Origin of the sequence: Nocardia sp. NPDC005746, assembly GCF_040630785.1 — a bacterium.
In the GTDB taxonomy this organism is placed as follows: domain Bacteria; phylum Actinomycetota; class Actinomycetes; order Mycobacteriales; family Mycobacteriaceae; genus Nocardia.
This window is the reverse complement of the sequence record NZ_JBEXYE010000015.1, coordinates 112,929-137,598: the sequence shown is the minus strand read 5'-3', so window position 1 is coordinate 137,598 and position 24,670 is coordinate 112,929. Positions and strand designations below refer to the sequence as shown.

General features: G+C 69.1%; 22 protein-coding genes. 13 read left to right on the top strand and 9 right to left on the bottom strand.

Going from position 1 to position 24,670, the window contains the following annotated elements; all coding sequences use genetic code 11:
* The first annotated feature begins 91 nt into the window (after positions 1–91).
* The 7 genes from clpB (at position 92) to ABZ412_RS26205 (ending at position 8,358) form a co-directional block, all read left to right on the top strand.
* A complete protein-coding gene (clpB, locus tag ABZ412_RS26235) occupies positions 92–2,647 on the top strand; it encodes an ATP-dependent chaperone ClpB (protein WP_357284905.1) in 2,556 nt (851 codons plus the stop codon).
* A gap of 244 nt (positions 2,648–2,891) precedes the next feature.
* Complete coding sequence (locus ABZ412_RS26230) at positions 2,892–3,770, top strand: DUF5666 domain-containing protein (RefSeq protein ID WP_357284902.1); 879 nt, start codon at positions 2,892–2,894, stop codon at positions 3,768–3,770.
* A 59-nt stretch (positions 3,771–3,829) separates the two neighbouring features.
* Entirely contained in the window at positions 3,830–4,945 is a 1,116-nt protein-coding gene (locus tag ABZ412_RS26225) for a hypothetical protein (RefSeq protein WP_357284899.1), read from the top strand.
* A 145-nt stretch (positions 4,946–5,090) separates the two neighbouring features.
* Positions 5,091–5,906 carry an SDR family oxidoreductase gene (locus tag ABZ412_RS26220; protein WP_357284896.1) on the top strand — a complete coding sequence of 272 codons (816 nt, stop codon included), beginning with the start codon at positions 5,091–5,093 and terminating at the stop codon, positions 5,904–5,906.
* A gap of 8 nt (positions 5,907–5,914) precedes the next feature.
* Positions 5,915–6,460 carry an orotate phosphoribosyltransferase gene (pyrE, locus tag ABZ412_RS26215; RefSeq protein ID WP_357284893.1) on the top strand — a complete coding sequence of 182 codons (546 nt, stop codon included), beginning with the start codon at positions 5,915–5,917 and terminating at the stop codon, positions 6,458–6,460.
* 153 nt (positions 6,461–6,613) lie between these two features.
* On the top strand, positions 6,614–7,672 hold the full coding sequence (locus ABZ412_RS26210; protein ID WP_357284890.1) for a beta-ketoacyl-ACP synthase 3: 1,059 nt from the start codon (positions 6,614–6,616) through the stop codon (positions 7,670–7,672).
* Positions 7,672–8,358 carry a lysoplasmalogenase gene (locus ABZ412_RS26205; protein ID WP_357284888.1) on the top strand — a complete coding sequence of 229 codons (687 nt, stop codon included), beginning with the start codon at positions 7,672–7,674 and terminating at the stop codon, positions 8,356–8,358. The genes ABZ412_RS26210 and ABZ412_RS26205 overlap by 1 nt, the downstream gene beginning before the upstream one ends.
* A 123-nt stretch (positions 8,359–8,481) precedes the next feature.
* Here ABZ412_RS26205 and ABZ412_RS26200 read toward each other — a convergent pair whose 3' ends face one another.
* The 5 genes from ABZ412_RS26200 to ABZ412_RS26180 form a co-directional block, all read right to left on the bottom strand.
* A complete protein-coding gene (locus ABZ412_RS26200; RefSeq protein WP_357284885.1) occupies positions 8,482–8,970 on the bottom strand; it encodes a hypothetical protein in 489 nt (162 codons plus the stop codon).
* A 131-nt stretch (positions 8,971–9,101) separates the two neighbouring features.
* Positions 9,102–10,199, bottom strand: a complete 1,098-nt coding sequence (locus ABZ412_RS26195) for a phosphotransferase (RefSeq protein WP_357284882.1) — start codon at positions 10,197–10,199, stop codon at positions 9,102–9,104.
* Positions 10,196–11,515, bottom strand: coding sequence for a cytosine permease (locus ABZ412_RS26190; protein WP_357284879.1), 1,320 nt, complete (start codon positions 11,513–11,515; stop codon positions 10,196–10,198). Before ABZ412_RS26190 ends, ABZ412_RS26195 begins: the two co-directional genes overlap by 4 nt.
* A gap of 221 nt (positions 11,516–11,736) precedes the next feature.
* On the bottom strand, positions 11,737–12,183 hold the full coding sequence (locus tag ABZ412_RS26185) for a hypothetical protein (protein WP_357284876.1): 447 nt from the start codon (positions 12,181–12,183) through the stop codon (positions 11,737–11,739).
* A gap of 113 nt (positions 12,184–12,296) precedes the next feature.
* On the bottom strand, positions 12,297–12,908 hold the full coding sequence (locus ABZ412_RS26180) for a Uma2 family endonuclease (RefSeq protein ID WP_357284873.1): 612 nt from the start codon (positions 12,906–12,908) through the stop codon (positions 12,297–12,299).
* A gap of 104 nt (positions 12,909–13,012) precedes the next feature.
* Here ABZ412_RS26180 and ABZ412_RS26175 point away from each other — a divergent pair, with 104 nt between their 5' ends.
* The 3 genes from ABZ412_RS26175 (at position 13,013) to ABZ412_RS26165 (ending at position 15,357) form a co-directional block, all read left to right on the top strand.
* Entirely contained in the window at positions 13,013–13,417 is a 405-nt protein-coding gene (locus tag ABZ412_RS26175) for a DUF4190 domain-containing protein (RefSeq protein ID WP_357284870.1), read from the top strand.
* 40 nt (positions 13,418–13,457) lie between these two features.
* Positions 13,458–14,150, top strand: coding sequence for a TrmH family RNA methyltransferase (locus ABZ412_RS26170; protein WP_357284988.1), 693 nt, complete (start codon positions 13,458–13,460; stop codon positions 14,148–14,150).
* 64 nt (positions 14,151–14,214) lie between these two features.
* Entirely contained in the window at positions 14,215–15,357 is a 1,143-nt protein-coding gene (locus ABZ412_RS26165) for a glycoside hydrolase family 76 protein (RefSeq protein WP_357284867.1), read from the top strand.
* 18 nt (positions 15,358–15,375) lie between these two features.
* Here the strand turns inward: ABZ412_RS26165 and ABZ412_RS26160 are convergent, their stop codons facing one another.
* Together ABZ412_RS26160 and ABZ412_RS26155 are read right to left on the bottom strand one after the other, a co-directional pair.
* Positions 15,376–16,095, bottom strand: coding sequence for a DedA family protein (locus tag ABZ412_RS26160; protein ID WP_357284864.1), 720 nt, complete (start codon positions 16,093–16,095; stop codon positions 15,376–15,378).
* A gap of 8 nt (positions 16,096–16,103) precedes the next feature.
* Positions 16,104–16,757, bottom strand: a complete 654-nt coding sequence (locus ABZ412_RS26155; protein ID WP_357284985.1) for a VTT domain-containing protein — start codon at positions 16,755–16,757, stop codon at positions 16,104–16,106.
* A 228-nt stretch (positions 16,758–16,985) separates the two neighbouring features.
* Here ABZ412_RS26155 and fbaA point away from each other — a divergent pair, with 228 nt between their 5' ends.
* From fbaA to ABZ412_RS26140, 3 genes are all read left to right on the top strand, one after another.
* Positions 16,986–18,023, top strand: coding sequence for a class II fructose-bisphosphate aldolase (gene fbaA / locus ABZ412_RS26150; RefSeq protein WP_357284861.1), 1,038 nt, complete (start codon positions 16,986–16,988; stop codon positions 18,021–18,023).
* A 90-nt stretch (positions 18,024–18,113) separates the two neighbouring features.
* Positions 18,114–19,232, top strand: coding sequence for a BTAD domain-containing putative transcriptional regulator (locus ABZ412_RS26145; RefSeq protein ID WP_357284859.1), 1,119 nt, complete (start codon positions 18,114–18,116; stop codon positions 19,230–19,232).
* Between the two features lie 65 nt (positions 19,233–19,297).
* Positions 19,298–20,764, top strand: a complete 1,467-nt coding sequence (locus tag ABZ412_RS26140) for a DUF4185 domain-containing protein (RefSeq protein ID WP_357284856.1) — start codon at positions 19,298–19,300, stop codon at positions 20,762–20,764.
* Between the two features lie 61 nt (positions 20,765–20,825).
* On the opposite strand, the gene ABZ412_RS26135 is transcribed toward ABZ412_RS26140, so the two are convergent.
* Together ABZ412_RS26135 and ABZ412_RS26130 are read right to left on the bottom strand one after the other, a co-directional pair.
* A complete protein-coding gene (locus ABZ412_RS26135; RefSeq protein WP_357284853.1) occupies positions 20,826–21,935 on the bottom strand; it encodes a fused (3R)-hydroxyacyl-ACP dehydratase subunits HadA/HadB in 1,110 nt (369 codons plus the stop codon).
* Positions 21,936–22,142: 207 nt separating this feature from the next.
* The gene (locus ABZ412_RS26130) at positions 22,143–24,668 is read right to left on the bottom strand and encodes a hypothetical protein (RefSeq protein WP_357284851.1); all 2,526 of its coding nucleotides are present in this window, start codon (positions 24,666–24,668) and stop codon (positions 22,143–22,145) included.
* Positions 24,669–24,670: the final 2 nt, after the last annotated feature.

Sequence of the window (24,670 nt, the reverse complement as noted above, 5' to 3'; positions counted from 1 at the left end):
TGGTGCCGTCGCCGGAAATTGGTCAGACTTGAGCGGAACAGACTCAACTTCTACCGCGTTGTAGACAGCAACGACTAGTAGGAAGGTGACAGTGGACTCGTTCAATCCCACCACCAAGACCCAGGCGGCCCTGACCGCCGCGCAACAGGCGGCCTCGGTCGCCGGTAACCCGGAGATCCGTCCGGCTCACTTGCTGGTGGCGTTGCTGGATCAGACCGACGGCATCGCCGCACCCTTGCTCAAGGCCGTCGCCGTCGACCCGGCCACGGTCCGGCGTGAGGCCCAGGAGATCGTGGATCGCCTGCCGCGCGCCACGGGGGCCACCACCACACCCAACTTCGGCCGCGAAGCCATCGCCGCGCTCACCTCGGCGCAGCACCTGGCCACCGAGCTCGGCGACGAGTACGTCTCCACCGAGCACCTCGTCTACGGCTTGGCCGCAGGCGATTCCGATGTCCAGCAGCTGCTGCTGAAGTACGGCGCGACCGCGGACGCGCTGCGCGAGGCGTTCACCGCCGTGCGCGGCAACGCCCGCGTCACCTCGCCCGATCCCGAGGGCTCCTACCAGGCGCTGGAGAAGTACTCCACCGACCTGACCGCCGCCGCCCGCGAGGGCAAGCTGGACCCGGTCATCGGGCGCGACACCGAGATTCGCCGCGTCGTGCAGGTGCTGAGCCGCCGCACCAAGAACAACCCGGTGCTGATCGGCGAGCCCGGCGTCGGCAAGACCGCCATCGTCGAGGGCCTGGCCCAGCGCATCGTCGCGGGCGACGTCCCCGAATCGCTGCGCGGCAAGAAGCTGGTGTCGCTGGACCTCGGCGCGATGGTCGCGGGCGCGAAGTACCGCGGTGAGTTCGAGGAGCGGTTGAAGGCCGTGCTCGAGGAGATCAAATCCTCGGCGGGGCAGATCATCACGTTCATCGACGAGCTGCACACCATCGTGGGCGCGGGCGCGACCGGCGAATCCGCCATGGACGCCGGCAACATGATCAAGCCCATGCTGGCTCGCGGCGAACTGCGTCTCGTCGGCGCCACCACCCTCGACGAGTACCGCCAGCACATCGAGAAGGACCCGGCCCTGGAGCGCCGGTTCCAGCAGGTGCTGGTCGGCGAGCCGTCGGTGGAGGACACCGTCGGCATCCTGCGCGGGCTCAAGGAGCGCTACGAGAACCACCACCACGTGCGGATCACCGACTCCGCGCTGGTGGCGGCGGCGACCCTGTCCGACCGCTACATCACCTCCCGGTTCCTGCCGGACAAGGCGATCGACCTGGTCGACGAGTCGGCCTCGCGGCTGCGCATGGAAATCGATTCCCGCCCAGTGGAAATCGACGAGATCGAGCGCGTGGTGCGACGGCTCGAGATCGAGGAAGTGGCCCTGGCCAAGGAGACCGACGACGCGTCCAAGGCGCGCCTGGAGAAGCTGCGCTCCGAACTCGCCGACGACCGCGAGAAGCTCAACCAGTTGATGACCCGCTGGCAGAACGAGAAGCAGGCCATCGACGCGGTATCGGTGCTGAAGGAGGAGCTGGAGTCGCTCAAGGGCGAGTCCGAACGGGCCGAGCGCGACGGCGACTACAACAAGGCCGCCGAACTCCGGTACGGGCGAATCCCCAAGCTGGAGAAGGAACTCGCCGAAGCCGAGGCCAAGGCGAAGACGGCCGCCGACGGTGACGTCATGCTCAAGGAGGAGGTCGGGCCGGACGATATCGCCGAGGTGGTGTCGTCGTGGACCGGTGTTCCCGTGGGTCGCATGATGGAGGGCGAGACCCAGAAGCTGCTGCGCATGGAGGACGAGCTGGGCCGCCGGGTCGTGGGGCAGAAGGAAGCCGTGCAAGCGGTGTCGGATGCCGTGCGCCGGGCGCGGGCCGGGGTCGCCGACCCCAACCGGCCCACCGGTTCCTTCATGTTCGTCGGCCCGACCGGCACCGGTAAGACCGAGCTGGCGAAGGCGTTGGCGGACTTCCTGTTCGACGACGAACGCGCCATGGTCCGCATCGACATGAGCGAGTACGGCGAGAAGCACTCGGTGGCGCGTCTGGTGGGCGCGCCCCCCGGCTACGTCGGCTACGACCAGGGCGGCCAGCTCACCGAGGCGGTGCGGCGACGCCCGTACACGGTGGTCCTCTTCGACGAGATCGAGAAGGCCCACCCGGACGTCTTCGACATCCTGCTGCAGGTGCTCGACGAAGGTCGGCTCACCGACAGCCAGGGCCGCACCGTCGACTTCCGCAACACCATCCTCATCCTGACCTCGAATCTGGGTGCGGGCGGTGATCGGGACACGGTCATGAACGCGGTGCGCCGCGCTTTCAAGCCGGAGTTCCTGAACCGGCTCGACGACGTGGTCATGTTCCACGCCCTCGACGAGGAACAGCTGGAGCGGATCGTCGACATCCAGCTGAACCAGCTGCAGAAGCGGCTCGCCCAGCGCCGCCTCACCCTGGACGTGTCCGACTCGGCCCGCTTCTGGCTGGCCGTGCGCGGCTACGACCCGGCCTACGGCGCCCGCCCGCTGCGCCGGCTGATCCAGCAGTCCATCGGCGATTCGCTCGCCAAGGAGCTGCTGGCCGGGGAGGTGCAGGACGGCGACACGGTGAAGGTGAACGTCACCCCGGACGGTGACACCCTCATCGTCGGCCGCTGAGGTACCGAGATGAATGGCCCCGAGACACGAGTCTCGGGGCCATTCGCGCAAGGTTCGCGGCCCGCCCCGATTCCGGACTGCGGCTTGATCGACCTCCGCCGTGGAGCGGGGGAGCGAAACGGAGAAGCGGAGGAGGGAAGAATCGGGGCCGAAAGGGCCGCGAACAGCCGAAGCGAAGCGGAGACAAATCAAACACCGCTCGAGTTCGCGGCTGGGTAGCCGTACTCCGCCTACCCTGGAGGCCATGACTGATCCGAGCGATCCGTGGTCGCGGCGGCCGGAACCGGGCTCCGGGGAGGGGCCCGCCGAGCAGGCCGTCCCCGGCGGCCACACCTCGGACAGCGCCGCGGCGTACGGGCCCACCGAGTCCATACCCGCCGGTCCGACCGACTATTTCGGGCAGCAGCCCGGGCCCGAGGCGACCCGGGTGTTCCCGCCCGCCGACGCCGGGTGGGGTGGGTACGACACCGGCGGCGGCTACGAGCCGACCGCTGTCTACCCGGGGCAACAGGGGTACGCGCCCGCGGGGGCCTACGGCGCTCCGGGCTATCCGCCCGCGCCCGGTGCACCCGGCTATCCGGGTGGTGCGGGCATGCCGCCGCCGGGCGGCTATCAGCCCGCGGGTTTCCCACAGAATCCGGCGCCGCCCCCGCCGCCGCGCAAGACCACCATGTGGATCGCGCTGGGTCTGGCCGCGATCATCGCGGTCGCCATCGTCGGGGTGATCGTGGGAACGCTGCTGAGCAACAACAACTCGTCCGACAGCGCCGCCGGACCCAGCACCTCCGGTCTCGGCCTGCCCGCCTTCCCGGGCAATACCTCCGCCCTGCCGCTGCCCAGCGGCGTGCCCACGATTCCGGGCCTGGGGGATCTGGACCAGCTCGGCGCGGACATGGGCACCATCGCCTCCAACGACGGCTCGACGCTCACCATCACGGCGCTGTCCGGCAGCACGGTGACCGTGAAGACCGACGACAAGACGCAGGTAATCTCCCTGGGCAGCACCAAAGTCGCGGACCTGCCGGTCGGCGAAGTGGTGATGGTGCAGGGCGACAAGAACTCCGATGGATCCATTCAGGCGAAGTTGATCTTCAGCACGTCCCTGCCGAGCGGGACTCGATGAGCAAGAATGCTGTGGGCGTGCCGGGCAAGACGCCCTCACTCTGGATAGGGTAGGCGGCGATGACGGCTATATGGTTCGGGCTGGCGGCGATCGCGCTCGTGGGTGCGATCGTGCTCCTCTATTTCGATCGGCTGCAGCGGCAGCGCACCGGGCATGTGCGACAGGTCTGGGCGAAATCCCAGGGCTATACCTATGTTTCGGTGGAGCCCGCGCTCGCCTCCACCTGGCGGCGCGGCGCGCTCGCCAAACTGGGCTACCTGTCCGCGGTGGACGTGGTGTCGGGTAACCGCAAGGGTGAGAAGTTCGTGCTCTTCGATCTGGAGGACGCCGCCACCCTGGTCGCGGTGCGCCGTCAGATCGGCTCGGACATCGATATCGACCTGCGGCTGAAAACGGCGGCGCCGCCGAAGGATCACGATCTCGAGCTACTCGGCGCCATCGGCGACCGGGTGGTCTTCGCGACCAATCCCGATGTCGCGCGGCACGCGGTGGATCAGCGCATGGTGGCGTTCATCGAGTCGCTGCCCGACGAGGTGCAGCAGCTGTGGTCCGAGGGCAACTGGACGCTCGGCATGCTGCCGGTCGGCGCGGTCGCCAAGGACTGGGAGACCGCCATCGACGCGGTGCTGAGGCTGTCCGGCCTGCTGCACGTGCTGCCGCCGGTCATCAATGCCGAGCGTGGCCGCGACGAACTGCCCGAACCCGGTCGCTCGCAAGCGGTTCCCGGAGACGACGACTACGACGGCCACGACGAGTTCGGCGACTACGGTGACCAGGAGCGCGACCCGCGCGCCCAGCGTCCCGCCCGCGACGACCGCCCCCGTGACGACGCCGGCGATTACGACTCCCCGCTGGTCAGCGATATCGCCGGGGGTGGGGAACCGGACGGCGAGCCCGAAAGCTGGCGCCCCGCACTGAAAGTCGTGCCGGATCCGCGCAATCGCCCGCGCCGCAACTGGCCGCCCGCCCCCGAGGGCGAGCAGGACGGCTACGACGTCGACGGCCCCGACCACGAGGACCGTTGGGACGAGCCGGAATCCGGCGACCGGCGCGCCGAATCGGATCCGGACCGCGAGCCCGAGGAGGGCTGGCGCCGGGATCAGGGCCGTAGCGCCCCGCCCGGCGGACCCTTCCATCCGGGCTTCCGCCCCTACCAGGGACCCGCGCCGAGGTGACGCCTGGCCGTGTCTACGCGCGGCGCGCCGCAGCCACAGAGTGTCTGCGCGAATTCGCCGCGTGTGGGTCGGCCAGGGACCAGAATGAGGGCGCAGTTCAGGTCATCGCCGACCACTCCCCGATCGTGCGAGTGATGGGCCGTCGATGACCGAGAGTTTCCCTGATCAGGTGCGCCTGCCGGGCGCCCGCCGTCCGGTGGCCTTGGTCACCGGGCCGACCTCCGGCATCGGCAAGGCGTACGCCACCAGGCTCGCCGCCCTCGGCTACGACCTGGTGCTGGTGGCGCGGGATGAGGAGCGGCTGGCCGCGCTGGCCCATGACCTGCGGGTGCGGTTCGCCGCGCGCGCCGAGACGCTGCCCGCCGATCTGAGCCGGGCCGCGGATCGCGACCGGGTGGCCACGCGCCTGGCCGAGGGCGTCGAATTCCTGGTCAACAATGCCGGATTCGGCATGTCGGGTGAGTTCTGGACGCAGGACGCCGACGCCCTGCAGCACCAACTCGATGTGAACGTCACCGCTGTCGTGCAGCTCACCCGGGCGGCCCTGCCGCCCATGCTGCACGCGGCCAAGGGCACCGTGGTGAATGTGGCCAGCGTCGCGGGTCTGATCTCCGGGCGGGGATCGACCTATTCGGCCTCCAAGGCCTACGTCGTATCCTTTTCCCAGGGGCTGGCCGGCGGGCTGGCCGGAACCGGAGTCCGGGTGCAGGCCTTGTGCCCGGGATTCGTCCGCACCGAATTCCATGAGCGGGCCGGCATCGAGATGGCCTCGCTACCGCGACCCCTGTGGTTGAGCGTGGACGAGGTGGTGGCCGGTTCGCTGCATGATCTGGAGAAAGACCGGGTGATCAGCGTGCCCGGAAGGCAGTACAAAGCGATCGTCGCGATCGCCGGGCTCATCCCACGAACCCTGGTGACCCGCCTGAACCGGGGCCTGTTCAACGCACGCGGAAGGACATAGACACAGCAATGCAGGTAACGACGACCGACCGGGACAGACTCGCGGCTCTGGTGCGCGAACTCGCTGTCGTGCACGGGCGGGTGACCCTGTCCTCGGGCAAGGAAGCCGACTACTACGTGGACCTGCGCCGCGCCACCCTGCACCACGAGGCGGCCCCGCTGATCGGCAAGCTGCTGCGCGAGCTCGTGGCGGACTGGGACTTCGACGCGGTGGGCGGGCTCACCATGGGCGCCGACCCGGTGGCGGCCGCGGTCCTGCACGCGCCGGGCCGGCCGATCGACGCCTTCGTGGTGCGCAAGGCCGCCAAGACCCACGGCATGCAGCGCCAGATCGAGGGCCCCGACATCGTGGGCAAGCGGGTGCTGGTGGTCGAGGACACCACCACCACCGGTAACTCCCCGATCACCGCGGTGCGCGCGCTGCGCGAGGCGGGCGCGATCGTGGTCGGCGTGGCCACCGTGGTGGACCGCGAGACCGGCGCGGACGGCATCATCGCCGCCGAAGGTTTGGAGTATCGATCGATTCTGGGCCTGAAAGACCTCGCATTGGGGTAGGACTTATGGCCCTGGCGCCAGGGCATGTCCTTACTGGACGGTTAACAAGACTTGGCTCTGGGCTGAAACCTTGCTCTGGGTTAGCCTGTGTCCTGGTCTTACGTCCGACAACGGTGTCGACAATGATTGTGCGAAGGGTCGTGTGAGTCACCTGTGGTGAGCATTGCAATCAACAAGGGTCAGCAGAATATTGCGATGCTCGGCATCGGTGCCTACCGGCCCCAGCGCGTCGTCAGCAATGCCGAGGTGTGCGAGGTCCTCGACTCCACCCCGGAGTGGATCTTCGAGCGGACCGGCATCCACAACCGGCGCTGGATCTCCGGCGACGAGACGCTGCGCAGCATGGCGGTCGCCGCGGGCGAGCGGGCGCTGAAGAACACCGGCATCGACCGATCCAAGATCGGCGCCCTGATCCTGGCCTCCTCCAGCTGGCTCAAGCTGACCCCGCACGGCGCGCCGACCGTCGCCTCGGACCTGGGCATGAACGGCATCCCGGCCTTCGACCTGGTCTCCGGCTGCGGCGGCTTCGGCTACGGCCTTGGCGTGGCCGCCGACATGATCCGTTCCGGCTCGGCCGAGTACATCCTGCTCATCGGCGCCGAGACGATGACCGTCGGTCTCGACCCGACCGACCGCGGCACCGCCATGATCTTCGGTGACGGCGCGGGCGCGGTCGTGATCGGTCCCGCCGAGGAGAACGGCATCTCCCCGACCGTGTGGGGCTCCGACGGCGAGAACGCCGAGGCCATCGCGCAGGACGTGGACTTCCTGGAGTTCATGAACAAGGCGCAGCGCCTGCAGGGCACCGACCCGGCCGTGGAGTCCGTGGGCCGGATGTCGCTGCACATGGAGGGCCCCAAGGTCTTCCGCTGGGCCGCCGTCACCCTGCCGCGCGCGCTGTCCAGCGCGATCGAGCTGTCGGGCGTGGCCAAGGACGACATCGAGGTGTTCGTCCCGCACCAGGCCAACGCCCGCATCAACGAGCTCATGAAGAAGAACCTCGGCCTTCCCGACGATCTGCCGATGGCCAATGACATCGAGAACACCGGCAACACCTCCGCCGCCTCGATCCCGCTGGCCATCGAGGAGATGCTGGTGACCGGCAAGGCCAAGGGCGGTCAGCTGGCGCTGCTGCTCGGCTTCGGCGCGGGCCTGTCCTACGCCGGCCAGGTCGCGGTGCTGCCGCCCGCCCCGGCCGAGCCCAGCTTCTGATGGCGAGCCCGTTCCGTGCCGCCTTCGTCGGCGCGGCGGCGGTGACCGTCTACGGTGCGGTCACCGGTCGCGAGAAGCTGCAGTGGGTCGCGAAGCCGTTGCTGATGCCGCTGCTCGCCGCCGACGTGGCCGTCAACGGCAAGCGCCTGCATCCCACCGACCGCACCGTGCTGCTCGGCTCGCTGGCCGCGGCCACGGTCGGCGACGTGCTGCTCATCGAACCGGACGACGACCGCCGATTGATCGCGGGCGCTTCGTCTTTCGCGGTCATGCAGACCGGCTACTCGTGGCTGTGGTGGCGGCGCGGGGCCCGGCCCCGGCCCGCCATCGCGGGCCAGCGGCTGGGCGCCTGGCTGGGCGCGGCGACGCTCATGCGGTTCAAGGCCCCCACGGTGGCGGTGCCGCTCACCGTGTACGGCGCGACGCTGGGCACCGCGGCCACCCTGGCCTCGGATCCGGAACTCGCCCGCGACGCGAAGAACATTGCGGGCGTGAACGTTCCCAACGCCGATCCGCGCAGCCGATTGGGTCTGGGCGCGCTGCTGTTCACCGTGTCGGACGGATTGATCGTGCTGCGCCGCATTTTCGCGCGCGGTGAGAAGTCGCGCCGGATCACCGAGGGTGTCATTCTCGGCACATATGCCGCCGCGCAATATCTGCTCGCGGATCCGCGCGCGCATCGGTAGGCAAATCGGTAGGTGTATCGGTAACCGAATAGGTCACCGTATCCGTCACCCGGAATTCGATACGAAAGAACCCCATCCGGAAATATCTGGATGGGGTTCTTCGTATCTACGATGTCCGGGGGATCAGGGCAGGATCTGCGGAACGGAATTCGGGGCGATCGCTCCGACGAGCAGGCCGACCAGCGCGAGCTGCAGGCCCGGGCCGACCGCGCAGAGCGGGATCAGCGGAATTCCGATGATGGTGACGCCACAGATCACGGCGCCGGTCGCGGCCCCGATCACGAAGCCGAGGGCGGCGGCATTGGCCATCGGATCGTGGTTCTGGGCATTCGGGTCGGTGGCGATGTCCTGCGGCTGCGAGATCTCGGCCGCGGCGGGGGTGACATCCGAGGTCACGGGCTGTGCGGCCGCGGGAGCCATGGGCTGCGAGACCTCGGCCGCGACCGGGACCACCGGGGTGAACGCGGCGAGCTGCACGACCGGGGCCGCCTGCGGGGCCTCGGTCGGCGCGGTGGCGGAAGCCGTTCCCGCGCTCGCGAAGGTGGCGGCCACCGCCAGCGGCAGAGCCGCGACAACTGCCTTACGACCGAAATTACGAAGAGTGCGACGCATGATTATTCCTATCCTCCCGGACCCCCGATGCACGCTGAACTCAGATGGCGTGCAGAACGATTCGCGTTGCCAGAAAAGCAACAGAACAAGTTCTAGCGGATCGCGGTCGCGGAATCAAGTTCACTTCGCGTTCACTTCGCGGCGGCTATGGCGGCCCGCAGTTCTCGGCCGGAAACGGATTCCCACCATTCGGTGTGGCCGAGAAAGTAATCGGTGTAGGCGATTTCGGCATTCTCCGGATTACCGCCCGGTACCACCCCGAGGAAGTAATCGATCTCGGACAGTTCGTATTCGCAGTGCACCAGGGGTAGCAGGGCGGGGAGGGCCCGGCGTTCGGCGGGCGTGCGGGGCCGGACCGATTCGTAGGCTTCGAGCAGGGCGCGGACCTGATCGAAGCGCACGTGCGCGGGGCCGCCCGCACGGACCGAAATCCAATCCACCGCAGCGCGTTCGATGGCGGTGGTCAGGTCGTGGACGGCCGTGGTGCGGTCGCACAGCCCGAAGTCGATGACCGAGGTGACGGCGTGGTCGCGCCACAGCAGGTTGGTGCCGTGCCAATCATTGTGCGTCCACAGCGGTTCCAGGTCGGCGAGCAGCGGGTGCAGGCGCTCGCAGGCGGGGAGCTGGACGCGGGTCATGTCGGCGCGCCACTCGCGGCCGGCCAGGAACGCACCGAGCGCGGGGCGCAGGGCCGCGCGACACGCCACGGCCGCAAGGGGATCGATGGCGGAGAACAGGGTGAATCCTGCCTGGAGGGGCCGGCCCGGGCGGGCCGGGGCGTCGTATCCGGTGGCGGCCAGGTGCAGGCGGGCCAGCATGCGACCGGCCGCGGCGGCGTCGGCGAGTGAACGGTACGGGGACCAGGAGAAGACGCCGGCGTAGGCGTCGTCGCCGGGGCCGAGTTCCTGTACCTCGTAGGCGAATTCGTCGAGCTCGGCAGTGCGCAGGACACTCGGCACCGGAATTCCGTGCGCGCGTAGGTGGTCCATGAAGGCGTGTTCCTCGCCGAGCGCGGCGGCGTCGCGCAGCGCCCGGGGCAGGCGTTTGAGGATGACCTCGCGGTGGTCGGGCAGCCGGATCCGCGCGGTGGCCGAGAGCGGTCGCGGACTGCGCCAGGCGATCCGGGCGTCCGCGCCGAGCACGGCTTCCACCTCGGCGGAGGTGAGTGCGGGCCAATCGGGTTCGACCAGTGGGTCGAGCCCCATGCCGTAGACCCGGCCGTCGGTCATCCCCGGCGCAGCCGCACCAGGATCGCCGTCACGGCGGCGGCCGCCAGGAACGAGTACAACGAGGCCGAGGCCCACCAGCCCGGATGGATGCCGAGCGCGTTCTGCGCCTTGGTCCAGAAGTCGCTCCACCAGGTGATCGAACCGGGGTTGAAGAGCTGGTAGACGACGAATCCGAGCGCCCACGGCAGCAGCATGAGCGGACGGGTGGGGGCGTACTCGGTGAGGTCCCAGCCGGTGCGGCCGCGGCCGAAGAAGTAGTCGACGACCAGGACCGCGCACAGCGGCACGAAGACCGACCCGATCAGGTACAGGAAGTTGGCGTAATTGCCGAAGTCGCGCACGGGCAGCGCGAGCAGCGTCACCAGCGCGCCGACCAGGGTCGCCAGCAGCCGCCGATCCACCCGGGGCAGCAGGTTCTGGATGGACATGGCCGTCGAATAGATATTGGCGAAGGACTGATCCGATTCGCGCAGCACCAGCACCGCGAAGAACAGCCACCCGGCGGTGACGCCGAGGAAGGTGTCGAAGATGTGGTCGGCGCTGCCCGCCTGCAGGATCGCGAGGATGCCGAGCAGATAGCACCAGACCTGCGCGACCGAGTAGCCGATCACGGTGGCCCCGGCGGCGGTTCGAGCCGATCGCGAGTGCCGGGTGTAGTCGGCGGCCAGTGGCACGAAGGAGATGGAGACCGCGAGGGTGGCGTCGACTGCGGGCCAGAACCCGCTCCAGCTGGTGTCGGCCGGCATCGGAACCGGTTGCCGCAGCAGCTGAATCGTGAAGTAGACCAGGGCGATGCCGACCGCCACGGAGACGTATTTGCGCAGCGCGCGCACCGCGGACAGTGGCCACACGGCCATTACGGTGGACAGCACACCCGCGCCGACGATGACGATCCAGTGCGGCACCCGGTCATGGGTGAGCGCGGAGACGCCGAGCGTGATGACGGTGAGCTCGTACACGCCCCAGCCGATGCACTGCACGATATTGGCGACCGTCGGCACATACGACAGCCGGGTGCCGAACAGTCCGCGCAGCACCGCCATGGCCGGCGCGCCGGTGCGGGCGCCGATGGCGGCGGGCCCGGCCACCATGGCCGCGCCGACCACGGTGCCGAGCACGGTGGCCAGTAGCGCTCCGGTCAGCGGCAGGTTCGCGCCGGCGGGGGTGAGCACGACCGCGGCGCCGCTGAACCCGATCAGGCTGACGCCGAGATTCAGCCAGAACGCCGACTGATCGGTGAAGCCGAGGGTGCGCGGCGGCTCGGTGTCGAGTACCAGCGGCGCTTCCCGGCGGTCCGGTGTGTCGGCGATCGTCATGGTCAGGATGCTACGGCCCGGATCGGGCGAATCCGGCAGACCGTCCCGACGAGCGCACCCGGCCCGGGCGCGGTGCCACCCCGTGCGGGCGGTCCGGTGAGCGCCGGGTCACCGGCCCGCCGGGACGCGGCTCACAGCACAGCGGAGCGCGGCTCACAGCAGAGCGAGACGCGGGTCACACGCACGGCGGGATGCGGTTCACAGGGACAGCCGGACGCGGTTCACAGGCACAGTATGATGCGGTCGCGGTTGCGCGGATCGACGCGGATCGAAATCGTGCCGCCCACAGCGATTCTCGGCTTGACCACGGGTTCGACGTCGAACACGATGCTGCCGTAATAGGTTTCCGACCCCGGCACCACCAGCTCGAGGTCGAGTTCGGTGAGCTCGGTGCAGTGGTCGGTGCGCTGCAGCGGGTGCACGCCTTCGATATTCGCCCAGCCTTCGAGACCGTGCCGCAGCAGCTTCCGGTCCGAGCGGGTGGGGCGCTGGGCGAGCAGCATGCCGAGCCCGAGGAAGGTTCCGTACAGGCCGACCAGTGTGACGACCTGGACCGGGATGGTTCCGGGCGGGGTGAGCGGGACCAGCCAGCCCAGCCAGAGGCCGAGTGCGACGAGATATGCCGCCGTCACTCCGAGCACGGTTCTGGCTATGCGCGCGTGGTCCATAACACCCTCCAACCACGGCCTCCGGGACTCCAGGATAGTCCCGAATTTTGTCCCGTGTGGACCGATCAGGCGAGGTCAGAGGGTATGCGCGGCAAATCGAGAACTGTCCGGGATCACACCGAGACGCCGGCGGGGCGGAGCGCGGTGAGCGCGTCCAGGTCCAGGGGCAGGCCGATGTCGTCGAGCTCCAGGGTCACCTGTCCGACATGCTCACCGGTCGGTATGTACTGGCCGTCCTGCAGTCGAAAGGTATACAGCCGCAACACATCCTCGGCCTCCAGCAGCCAGTAGTGCCCGATTCCGGCCGCCGCGTACTCCGCGAACTTCATCACCCGGTCCACCCGCCGCGACCCCGGCGCCACGATCTCGATGGCCGCCAGCACATCCGGGGGCCGTACCCGGGTGGCGTGCTCGGCTCCGGCCACACCGCCGACGATCAGCACGTCCGGCACCCGCACCGTCGGCGGTGTGCCCTCGTCGATCAGCAATTCGATGCGCGCCATGGCGGCCATGCGCCGCGGCAGCGCGCGCTCGAGCTGAGCTGCCAAGCGCCACACCGCGAGTTGATGCCGCGGCGGTTGCGGCGCCACGACCAGCACGCCGTCCACCAGCTCCCGGCAGTGCCGGTTGTTCTCGGGGAGCAGCGACCACTCCGCGATGGACAGCAGGTGATTCGGCCAGTATTCAACCGATTTCAGCAATTCCGCGGAACTCGACCGAGTCATGGTTCCAGTCTTCCACGCCCGGCAACCGCGCAGCGACGTTTCAAACCTTCGACCGCGGAAGCGCCCGCACCCGTTGTGGCGCACCACCACCTAGGCTTGCGCGCATGACCTACGACGCGCCCCCGCCGGGCTGGGATCCGCAGTCCCAGGGCCAGCAACCGGGCTACTACCAGCAGCCCGGTTACAACCCCGGCTATCAGCCGCCGGTCCCCGGCTACTACCCGCCGGGCTATTACGGCCCGCCCGCCCCGGACCATCCGCAGGCCGTCGTGGTGCTGATCCTCGGCGTGATGAGCCTGGTGTTCTGCCAGCTGCTGGGTCCGGTGGCCTGGATCATGGGCGGCAAGGCCCGCCGCGAGATCCGCGACTCCCACGGCGCCATCGGCGGGGCCGGGATGGTGACGGCGGGCTGGATCTGCGGGATCGCCGCCACCGCGCTGATGCTGATGCTGATCCTGTTGGTCGTGTTCGCGATCATCGTGGGTGGGGTCGGGGCGTCCCAGTACTGATTCGCCCGGCAACTACCATCGCCGGGTGAGCTTCACCCCGATCGCCGACGAATCCGGCGCCCCTGGCCAGGCCGAAGCGGAGGCCCCCGGTCCGACCGAGTGGGGCGAGCATCCGCACGGCGTCGGACCGTGGCGGGACGAGTTCGGCACCGAGCCGCCCGCCGATCCGCGACTGGATCCGGAGCTGCTCGCGCACGGCGACCGCCGCAATGTGGTGGACGCGTACCGGTATTGGCGGCGCGAGGCGATCGTCGCCGACATCGACAACCGAAGGCATCCGCTGCACGTGGCCATCGAGAACTTCGGCCACGACGCCAATATCGGCACCGTGGTGCGCACCGCCAACGCCTTCGCCGCGGCGGCCGTGCACATTGTCGGGCGCAAGCGCTGGAATCGGCGCGGCGCCATGGTCACCGATCGCTACCAGCACATTCGCCATCACCACGACACCGCCGAGCTGCTCGGCTTCGCGGCGGAGGCCGGGCTGACCGTGGTCGCGGTCGACAATGTGCCCGGCGCTGTGCCGCTGGAAACGGTGGAGCTGCCGCGTGATTGCCTGCTGTTGTTCGGTCAGGAGGGGCCGGGGGTGACCGAGGCCGCGAAAGCGGGCGCGTTGCTGACCGTTTCGATCGCGCAGTTCGGTTCCACCCGCAGCATCAATGCCGGGGTGGCCGCGGGCATCGCCATGCACGCCTGGATCCGGCAGCACGCGGACCTCGCGCGGGCGTGGTGAGGCGTACGACTCTCGGTAACAAATAAGCCACGAACACTGTTGTCCGATTGGCATTATTAGTCCCATGACATCGCGGACCGGACGCAATATCGAGCCGACGGCTGCCCTCTGGTCGCAGCGGGCCGATCTCGCCGAATCCGCGATTCTGTCCCGTCACCTGCGCAAACTCTGGGGCTGCCCGGGTACGCAGCTCGGGGTGGTGGGCTGGCCCGCCACCAAACGCGAGCGCACTTTCGCGTTCTGGCACTACTGGTGGCAGGCCCACCTGATCGACTGCGCGGTCGACGCCGCCAATCGCGCGCCGACCCCCGCACGACAGCGTCGGCTGTGGTCCATCGCGCACGGCATGCGGCTGCGCAATATCACCGGCTGGACCAACAACTACTACGACGACATGGCCTGGCTGACCATCTCGCTGGAGCGGGCCGAGCGCACCCAGGGCGTCGAAGAGGTCCGGGGCGCGCTGCTGATTCTGGAGAAGACACTGGTCAACGGGTTCGAGCCGGAGTTCGGCGCGGTGCCGTGGCGGAAGGGCTCGGATTTCTACAACACCCCCGCCAACGGACCGGTCGGGATTGCCATGGCGCGGCTGGGCCGCTACACCCGCGCCCAGGAACTGGCCGACTTCCTCGACACGAACCTGCGCGACCAGGAGACTGGTCTCATTTTCGATGGCATCCACTTACCGTCCGGCGAGGTGGAGAAGCCCGTCTACAGCTACTGCCAGGGTGTCGCCCTCGGGCTCGAGACCGAACTCGCGGTGCACACCGGCGAACCCCGGCACGCCGACCGCGCGGTCCGGCTGATCGACGCCATCGACGAGCACCTGACCGAGAACGGCATCGTGGTCGGTGACGGCGGCGGCGACGGCGGCCTGTTCAACGGCATCCTCATTCGCTACCTCGCGCTGGCCGCGCTCATGCTGCCCGGCGACGAACCCGACCGGGTGACCGCCCGCCGCAAGGCCGCCGCCATCGTCCGCGCCTGTGCGACCGCGGCCTGGGAGCACCGCCTCGATGTCGAGGGCGAACCGCTGTTCGGCGCGGACTGGCGGCAACCCGCCCGGCTGCCCGGCATCGCGGGCGCCGGCGCCTTCGAGGGCGGATCGGTGAGCGCCTCCCAGAGCCCGGAACGCGATCTGTCGGTGCAGCTCTCGGGTTGGAAACTGATGGAGGCCGCGCACACGATCACGGCCGCGGGACTCTAGCGGCGGATCACGCCGGGATCAGGCGTGGTGCTGCCGGGGGAGCGGGATGGTCGCGGGATCGTCGATATCGACGTCGAAATCCTCGGCGGGCCGCGCCATTTCGGCCCGATACTGCCGTACGCCGATCACGGTTCCCAGAACCAACCCGACGACCAGGGTCCCGATGACCGCGGGCATCAGCCAGGAGATGTCCTCGATGAAGCTGCCCGCGTAATAGCTGGCCAGCAGGATCACCGGCGCCCAGATCACCGCCCCGATCGACGAGGCGATGGTGTACTTGCGGTGATCCATCCCGGCGGCGCCCGCGACCAGCGGGCACAGCGTGCGCACCCAGGGAATCCAGCGGGCCACCAGCACCGCCAGGAATCCGTGCTTGTGCAGCAGTTCCGAGACCCGCGCCAGATTGCGGGTGTTGATGTACTTGCCGTTCTTACGCGCGACCAGGTGATGCCCGGTGCGCTGCCCGAACACGTAGCCCACCTGATTGCCCGCGATCGCGGCGATCATGGTGCCCACCGACAGCGCCCACACGTGGCCCTCGCCATTGACCTGGGAGGCCAGCACCACGCCCGCGGTGATGAGCATGGAGTCACCGGGCAGGAACAGTCCGATGATGAGCGCGCACTCCAGGAACACGAACGTGAGGACGATGGTCCACACGAGCACCGGTCCGGCCGTCTCGAGCGGTCCGAACCCGCCGGAGGCGAGGGTTGTCGTTAGCGGGGTGGTCGTCGGCACCGAATGGCTCAGCGGGTCGACTCGTTCGACGAGGTGGCGAGCTCGGCCTGCTCCGGGTGCTGACCGCGGTGCAGCAGATTCTTACCGACCGCGATGATGCCCGGGAGAATGGACACGAACACGATCAGCAGGAAGATCGCCTCGACGTTCTTGCGAATGAATTCGACATTGCCCAGGAAGTACCCGAGCACGGTGACGCCGCCACCCCACAGGACCGCGCCGATGATGTCGACGGTCGCGAACTTGCGGTAGTCCATCTTCGAGACACCGGCCAGCACCGGCATGAAGGTGCGCACGATGGGCACGAAGCGAGCCAGGATGATGGTCTTGGGGCCGTGCTTCTCGAAGAAGGCGTGCGTCTCGGTGATGTAGCGCTGCTTGAAGAAGCGGGTGTCCTCCTTCTTGAACAGCGCCGGGCCGATGCTTCGGCCGATCCAGTAGCCGCTCTGGTCACCCAGCCAGGCCACGAACGCGGTGGCCGGGACCAGCCACCAGATGTTCATGCCGGCCGGCGGGTGCGCCTGGGCCGCCAGCAGACCGCCAGTGAACAGCAGCGAGTCGCCGGGGAGGATGGGGAACAGCAGGCCGGTCTCGATGAAGACGATGGCCAAGATCGCCGGGAGCACCGCGTGGGACAACCACGTCTCCGTGAGGAGGTGCATGGGGTCCAAGATCGCGGGCAGCGCGGCGTTGGTCGTCACGGCATCGGATACGGCCAGCAAGGTCACGGCCACCACAGTACCGGTACCCCGGACATCACACCGAACGTCGAAGCAACCTCACAAAGTTGTCGAGTATCCGAGGCCCCGGGCCGGGGAAAAAGGCGCTCCCCTATGGTGTGGGCTGACAGAATTTTGTTGTATCGCAGCACACACCCCACGGAGGTCCACGTGCCCATCGCGACTCCGGAGATCTACGCCGAGATGATTGCTCGGGCCAAGCAGAACTCCTTCGCGTTCCCCGCCATCAACTGCACGTCCTCGGAGACGATCAACGCGGCCATCAAGGGCTTCGCGGACGCCGGTTCCGACGGCATCATCCAGTTCTCCACCGGTGGTGCGGAATTCGGTTCCGGCCTGGGCGTGAAGGACATGGTCACCGGCGCGGTCGCGCTCGCGGAGTTCGCGAACGTGGTGGCGGCCAAGTACGACGTCACCATCGCGCTGCACACCGACCACTGCCCGAAGGACAAGCTGGACACCTTCGTGCGCCCGCTGCTGGCCATCTCGGCCGAGCGCGTGAAGAACGGCCTGAACCCGCTGTTCCAGTCGCACATGTGGGACGGTTCCGCGATCCCGATCGACGAGAATCTCGAGATCGCCAAGGAACTGCTGAAGCAGGCGCACGCCGCCAACATCATCCTCGAGGTCGAGATCGGCGTCGTCGGCGGTGAAGAGGACGGTGTCGAGGCCGAGATCAACGAGAAGCTCTACACCTCGCCCGAGGACTTCGAGAAGACCATCGACGCGCTCGGCGCCGGCGAGAACGGCAAGTACCTGCTGGCCGCCACCTTCGGCAACGTGCACGGCGTCTACAAGCCGGGCAACGTGGTGCTCAAGCCCGAGGTGCTGGCCGAGGGCCAGCGCGTGGCGGCCGCCAAGCTGGGCCTGGGCGCGGACGCGCAGCCCTTCGACTTCGTCTTCCACGGCGGTTCGGGCTCGCTGAAGTCGGAGATCGAGGACTCGCTGCGCTTCGGTGTGGTGAAGATGAACGTCGACACCGACACCCAGTACGCCTTCACCCGTCCGGTCGCCGGCCACATGTTCGGCAACTACGACGGCGTCCTGAAGATCGACGGCGAGGTCGGCAACAAGAAGGTCTACGACCCGCGCAGCTACCTCAAGAAGGCCGAGACCTCGATGGCCGCGCGCGTGGTCGAGGCCTGCAACGACCTGAACTCGGCGGGACGCTCGATCAGCGCCAAGTAAGCTCAACGCTCGGGATTCCGCGCAGCGCAGCGGAATCCCGGGCAATTTTCGAGCGGCGGGCGCGCCGCGGTCTCTATCGAGGCAGGTGGCATGACTGTCGATGTACGGGTCCTGGGCCCCGTGCAGCTGTTGGTCGCCGGCCGGTCCATACCGGTCGGCGGTCCCAAGCCCCGCGCACTGCTGGCGGCGCTGGCCGTGAACCGGCGGCGTGCCGTGTCCTCGCAGGCCCTGGCCGACATCGTCTGGAACGATGATCCGCCGGACTCCTATCAGGCCAGTCTCCAGGTGTTCGTCTCGAACATCCGCAAGACGCTGCGCACCGCCGGGATCGACCCGGTGGCGTTGCTGCGCACCGAATCCTCCGGCTACCGCCTCGAAATCGAGGACGACGAGTGCGATCTCGGGCGTTTCGAGACGCTGCGCCGCGAAGGCTCCGAGGCCGCCGCGATCGGCGACCCGGCCAGCGCATCGCGGCTCTTCGGCGAGGCCCTCGCCGAATGGAGCGGGCGCGCGCTGGACGACCTGTCGGGTCTCGGTTTCGCGGAGAGCTTCGCTACCGCCATGGACGAGGAGCGGCTGCTGGTCGCCTCCGCCCGCATCGACTCCGAAATCGCCCTGGGCCGTGCGTCTTCCGTGGTCGGCGAACTGGTGTCGATGACCAACGCCCATCCGCTGCGGGAACCGTTGTGGGCGCAGCTCATCACCGCGCTCTATCTGTCCGGCCGTCAGGCCGACGCGCTCGACGCCTGCCGCCGGGTGCGGACCGTGCTCGCCGACGAGCTCGGCATCGATCCGGGGCCCGCGCTGATCGCGCTGGAACAGAAGGTGCTGCGCCAGGAACCGTTGAGCACCGGGCAGATTCACGAGGTCGAGCGGATGGCGAAGGCCATGACCGAGACCGTCACCGAGATGCCGCGCGCGGTGCGTGCCGGGCAGCTGTGCCTGGCCGACGGACGCGTGGTGCCGATCGGCGCCAATGGTGTGAAGATCGGTCGCATGACCGACAACGATCTGGTGCTCGATGATCCGAAGGCCAGCCGGTACCACGCGCAGATCACGCCGAGCCGGGCCGGGCTGCTGATCAAGGATCTGCACTCCGCCAACGGGATCTACATCAACGAGCAGACCATCGAGTCGGCCGCGGTGCTCGCCGACGGCGATGCCATCCGGATCGGCACGACCGTGATCACCTTCCAGGCCCTGCGCTGATCTGTGGGGTAGGGTCCTTGCCCGGATGATGTCCGGATAACCCTAATGTCGAGAGGGTTGAACGCATGGCCAAGCGGCTCGTGGCGGCTGCCGGAGCGGTGATCTTCGGGGCGGGAGTACTGGTCGGTATGGGCCGACCGGTGGCGTCGGCGGATTCGGAAACCGGTGCGACACCGGCGGTTCCGGGCATCGGCGCCTGCAAGACCGATCCCAGACCCGAACACGAGTCGTTGGTGCCCAAGACCGTCGAGGTGCCGATGGCCTACCCGGTCGTCACGGTCGACACCGGGCCGCTGCCGGAGAACACCAAGCGCGTGACGATGGAACTGCCGCCGGACCCGTGCGTGAACCCGTGCCCGGACCTCACCGACACACCCGCCGCGCCACCGGGACTCGCCGAACAACTCGGCATCCCGAAACTCATCGTGCGGCCGCAGCCGTTCAATTTCGCACTGCCCAACCCGAATCCGCCCACGCTGCCGCCCGGGCCCGAACCCGCGCATCCGTCCAGCGAGCCCGCCGAGCGCACCCCCGCCCGGCCCACGCCGCAGGTCTCCGACGTGCGCGAGGTGTCCAAACTGACCGGCGCCAACTCGATCAACCGCACCGACAAGCGCTGGCAGGTGCAGGGCACCGACCTCGGCATCATGTGGCAGAGCGCGCCCGACGAGATCGCCATCGCCTTCGGCGACACCGTCGGCCGCGACTTCCATCCGCCCGGCGGCATGGGTGAGGACTGGCGCTCGAACCTGCTGGCGTTCAGCAAGAATCGCGACCTCGCCAATGGCGTCGTCTTCGACCGCATGGTCACCGACGACCGCTGCCACGCCGTGGAACTGCTGAGCAGCCGCAAGCTGGACAATATCGAGATCACCACCATCCCCACCTCGGGGTTCGCGCTCGGCGACCGGCAGTACATGAGTTACATGTCGATCCGCACCTGGAACAGCCTGCCGGGCACCTGGTTCACCAACTACGGCGGGCTCGCCTACTCCGACGACCACGGCGAACATTGGACCAAGGACCCGTACGCCAAGTGGGAGAACATCTTCGGCGTCTCCAGCTTCCAGGTCGCGTCCATGGTGCCGCAGGGCGACTGGGTGTACATGTTCGGCATCCCGAACACCCGGTTGGGCGGGGTCGGGCTGGCGCGGGCGCCCAAGGAACAGGTGCTCAACCCGACCGCCTACCAGTACTGGCAGAACGGCTCCTGGGGGCCCGCCGTGAACGGAAACGTCAGCGCCACACCGATCGTCGACGCGCCCGCGGGGGAACTGTCGGTCCGCTACGACGAGAACCGCAAGGTGTGGCAGATGAGCTACCTGGACACCGCGAAGGCGGCTCTGGTTGTGCGGGAATCGGATTCACCGCAGGGCGCGTGGTCCGACAGCGCGGTCACGGTCAGCGCGCTGCAATTCCCCGAACTGTACGGCGGTTTCATCCACCCGTGGTCGACCGGTCAGGACCTGTACTTCACCATGTCGACCTGGAACGACTACAACGTCTACCTGATGCACGCCACACTGAACTGAGTGGACGAAAAGAGCGGGCCCGCACGGATTGTGCGGGCCCGCTCTCGTCAGGTTCCGAGGCTCAGCTGAGGCGCACTTCGGCGATGGCGCGACCGAAGAGCTTCTTGCCCTCCGACGTCGCGCCCAGCACGACGGTGGCAGCACCGGTGGCCGCGTCCACCGACTTCACCTTGCCGGTGAATTCGACGTAGGTCGGGGCGGTCGGCTCGACCGGCACGAAACCGGAGAAGCGGACGCTGAACTTGCCCAGCGCCGACGGGTCGCCCAGCCAGTCCACCAGGTAGCCGGCGGTCAGGCCCATGGTGAGCATGCCGTGCGCCACCACGGTCGGCAGGCCGACCAAGGTGGCGGCGGTGTCGCTGAAGTGGATCGGGTTCGGGTCGCCGGAGACGCCGGCGTAGTTGACCAGGTCGCCCCGGGTGACCGGCACCTTCGCGGCGGGCAGTTCGGCGCCCGCGGCCACGCCCGCGGCGGTCGGGACGGTGTTGACCGGCAGCGGCGCGGCGGGGGCGGCGGGCTCGGCCACCTCTTCCGGGGCCAGCAGGATCAGACCGTTCGGGTCGGTGTCGAACTGGCCGGGCTCGACGACATGGCCGTGCATGACCACGCCCGACACCGTCTCGACCGCGACCGGGTCGATCTCGACGCCCTTGCGGGCCACGATGGTGGTGGTGGCGACCAGCACCGGCCGCACGTCGGCATCGGTCAGGGTGACCTTGACGGTGATGAAGTCGTTGTCGCCGAAGCCGCGGATGTTCTCCACCACCACGTCCACGCCCAGCCGGTCCCCGGCCAGGATCGGGCGGTGGTACTCGAAGACCTGGTCGGTCTGGAGGATCTGCGAGACGTCGTACTCGGTGAGCACCGAGCCGATCAGCGAGCGGGTGGTGGCCGCGCCGATCACCGAGGCGAAGGTCGGCGAGGCCAGCAGACCGCCGTAACCGAGCTCGGCGGCGACGGTCTCGCGGTGGTGGGCGGCGTGGTCGTTGCGCACGGCGCGCGCGAATTCGCGGATCTTCTCGCGGCCCACGTCGTAGTGATCGCGCACCCGGAAGTGACGGCCGACCAGTTCGGCGGCGGTGGCCTTGGTCGGTTCCACGATGGTCTCCGCTTCCAGAACCGCCAGGGTCTCTGCCGCATCCGGCACGATGTGCTCAGCCGTATCCGGCATCCGTACTCAGCTCCTGCATTCGTAACTTTATGGACGGTGTACAACACCGCTGAAGTGCCGGAATGCCGAAATGGCCAGCCCAGACAACCCAGACACCCTACCGACGTGCAGGTCTATTGACCAGGTGTATGTGATGTTCATCGCGAGCACGAGCGAGAACGTGTCAGGCCATTTCGCCGAAGCTGTCGATACCGGTTTTCGCGCCGGTCAGTGCGCGTTCTTGGGCTCACACACCTTCCACGAACCACCCTCGTTCCGCAGGTCGAAGGTCCGCGAGGAGAGCTTCGCCGGATCCGCCTCGGTGAACACCGTCGCCTGCGCCAGCGCGGCATCGCCGGTGATCTGGATGGCGTCCACGCTCTTCACCTGCGGGATGCTCTTCTGCTCCTTGGAGGTCTTGTACACGCTCGCGAACTGGTCGGCCGAGATCTTCTGATAGAAGTCGTGCTGCGCACCGCAGGTCACCGTCCGCAGCGTGTCCAGGTTCCCGTTGTCCAGGGCATCGGTGTACGACGTGATCGTCTGCTGCACCAGCGCTTCCGGCGAATTGTCATCGTTGTGCTTCTTCACGCCGAGCACCACGCCGACGATCGCGACCACCGCGACCACCGCCGCGGCCACGCCGATCCATAGCTTCTTCGACCCGCCACCGGACTTCGCGGCGCCGTCGACCGGCTCGGCCGCCGGAACCCGCTGCGGCTGCGCCAGCCCGCCGATCCCGGGCACGCCCTGCGATCCGCCGATCCCGGGCTGCGGCGCACCGAGACCCGGCCGGCCACCCGGTCCCTGCGGAGCACCCGAACCCGGCTGCCCCTGCGGCGCATTCGGCCCGTGCGGAGCGTTCGGTCCCTGCGCACCCGGTCCCTGCGGTGCGTTCGGGCCGTTCAGCGACTGGGGTCCCTGCGGCCCACCCGGTCCCTGCGGACCCTTGGGCGCGTTCGGTCCCTGCGGTCCGCGCGGACCCTGCGGCGCACCGGCCCCGACCCGCTGCGGCGACGCGATCCTCGGCCCGCCGATCGGCTGACCCGGCATGGTCGACTGGGTGTCCGCCGGAGACGGCGCGGTCGCGGGCCGGCGCGGGCCCATCGGAGGAGCCATCGGCGGCCGCGGCGGCGACGGCCGCGTCTCCTCGACGGGCGCGTCCGGAGCGGTCCCCTTCGGCCCGATATTCCGCGGCCCCGCGTTCAACCGAGGCGTCTGCGGCGGCTTGCTGACCGCCCGACCCTGCGGCCCCGAAACCCGAATCTTCTCGGTCCCGGTCTCACCCGACACCACCGGCAGCGCCGTCGTGGCGTCATCGGCCGGATTCGGCACCCGCTTGATCACCACGGTCGCCGCGTCCCCGGAGCCCTCGGCCCCGGACCCGCCGTCCTTCGCATCGGCGGGGGTCCCGGAATCACCGGTGCCACCGGACTTCTCACCGGCCGCGGCATCGCCCGACTTCTCGTCGTCATCGGCCGAAGCGGCGGGCATCCCCTGCGTCGAAACATCCTCCGGCGCGGTCTTCCCCGACTTCCCGCCCTTACCGGCAGCTTCGGCCGAGGCCGCAGCAGCCGCGCCGGCGCCCGCGGCGCCGACGGCCGCGCCGCCCGCGACGGTCTTCCCGGAATCGGTGGAGCCGGATTGCCCCTGCTCGCCGGGCTTCCCGGCGCCCGGACCACTCGCACCCCGTGCGGGCCGCTGAATCTTGATCATCTGCGTGGTGGCATCGGCCTGCGCGTCGGCGCCCTGCGCGCCTCCGCCCGCCTTCTCCCCGGCGGGTCGCTGAATCGGAATGAACTGGGTCGGAGCGTCATCGGCGGGCGACGGCGCTCCCGGCCCCTGCCCACGTCCGGCCGGCTGCGCGCCCGCACCGGATTGTCCAGCGCCGCTGGGCTTTCCGCCGGTCGCGGGCTGTCCGTCGGACGCCGCGGCACCCTGGCGTTCCCGGGACTCGGGAGCCTGGGGCTTTTCGTCCGGCCCGGATCGCGCGCCCTCCGAGGGGCGTCCACCCGCGGCGTTCCCGGAACCGGGTGCGGCAGCGCCGGACTGCGCGGACGCGCCCGGCTGTACGCCCGAGCCGCCGGGCGAGGGCTGCCCACTCGGCGTGCTCTGCGGCTTGAACTCACCCGAGCCCTGGCGCGCGGCCGCCGGCTGTCCGCCGGACCCACCCTGCGCTCCGGCAGGGTTGCCCGGTAGTCCACCGGGCGCGCCTTGTGATCCGCCGGACCCGCCCTGCTGTCCGGCAGCTGTGCCCTGAGCTCCAGCTGACGTGCCCTGGGGTCCGGCAGGTTCACCCTGCGGTCCGGCCGGCGTGCCCGGCGTTCCGGCGGGCGGCTGCACTCGGCCCGCGCCGGCCTGGTCGGCGGGAGACTGGCCTCGGTTCGCGGCCGGGGGCTGGACGCGGTTCGCGCCCGGAGTGCCTGCGGGCTTGGAGGTTTCGTAGTGGATGGTGGCGAAACCGGCGGGGCCGGACTTGGCCTGCGGGGTCTTGGGGGCGCCGGGTCGAGGTGCGCCGGTGCGGATTTCCTCGGTGCGCGCGTTGGGGGAGGGGATGGCCTCGGTGGCGGCGGTCGCGGGTGCGGCGTCGGCGGTCGCCGGCGTGCTCGTGCCGTTCGCGGCCGCGGGAGCGGACTGGTCGGCCGGGTTCGCCGGGCGGGCGGGGGTGGCGCTGGTGTCCGTGTCGCCTGCGGCGGGACCCGATGCCTGGTTGGCAGAGCCCTGCTGCTGTTGGTCGTCTTTCGGGTCGGACACGC

Coding starts and splice junctions, on each gene's coding strand:
- ABZ412_RS26230 (WP_357284902.1), top strand. CDS start 2,892: ATGACTGATCCGAGCGATCCGTGGTCGCGGCGGCCGGAACCGGGCTCC.
- ABZ412_RS26225 (WP_357284899.1), top strand. CDS start 3,830: ATGACGGCTATATGGTTCGGGCTGGCGGCGATCGCGCTCGTGGGTGCG.
- ABZ412_RS26220 (WP_357284896.1), top strand. CDS start 5,091: ATGACCGAGAGTTTCCCTGATCAGGTGCGCCTGCCGGGCGCCCGCCGT.
- pyrE (WP_357284893.1), top strand. CDS start 5,915: ATGCAGGTAACGACGACCGACCGGGACAGACTCGCGGCTCTGGTGCGC.
- ABZ412_RS26205 (WP_357284888.1), top strand. CDS start 7,672: ATGGCGAGCCCGTTCCGTGCCGCCTTCGTCGGCGCGGCGGCGGTGACC.
- ABZ412_RS26200 (WP_357284885.1), bottom strand. CDS start 8,970: ATGCGTCGCACTCTTCGTAATTTCGGTCGTAAGGCAGTTGTCGCGGCT.
- ABZ412_RS26195 (WP_357284882.1), bottom strand. CDS start 10,199: ATGACCGACGGCCGGGTCTACGGCATGGGGCTCGACCCACTGGTCGAA.
- ABZ412_RS26190 (WP_357284879.1), bottom strand. CDS start 11,515: ATGACGATCGCCGACACACCGGACCGCCGGGAAGCGCCGCTGGTACTC.
- ABZ412_RS26185 (WP_357284876.1), bottom strand. CDS start 12,183: ATGGACCACGCGCGCATAGCCAGAACCGTGCTCGGAGTGACGGCGGCA.
- ABZ412_RS26180 (WP_357284873.1), bottom strand. CDS start 12,908: ATGACTCGGTCGAGTTCCGCGGAATTGCTGAAATCGGTTGAATACTGG.
- ABZ412_RS26175 (WP_357284870.1), top strand. CDS start 13,013: ATGACCTACGACGCGCCCCCGCCGGGCTGGGATCCGCAGTCCCAGGGC.
- ABZ412_RS26165 (WP_357284867.1), top strand. CDS start 14,215: ATGACATCGCGGACCGGACGCAATATCGAGCCGACGGCTGCCCTCTGG.
- ABZ412_RS26155 (WP_357284985.1), bottom strand. CDS start 16,757: ATGCACCTCCTCACGGAGACGTGGTTGTCCCACGCGGTGCTCCCGGCG.
- ABZ412_RS26145 (WP_357284859.1), top strand. CDS start 18,114: ATGACTGTCGATGTACGGGTCCTGGGCCCCGTGCAGCTGTTGGTCGCC.
- ABZ412_RS26140 (WP_357284856.1), top strand. CDS start 19,298: ATGGCCAAGCGGCTCGTGGCGGCTGCCGGAGCGGTGATCTTCGGGGCG.
- ABZ412_RS26135 (WP_357284853.1), bottom strand. CDS start 21,935: ATGCCGGATACGGCTGAGCACATCGTGCCGGATGCGGCAGAGACCCTG.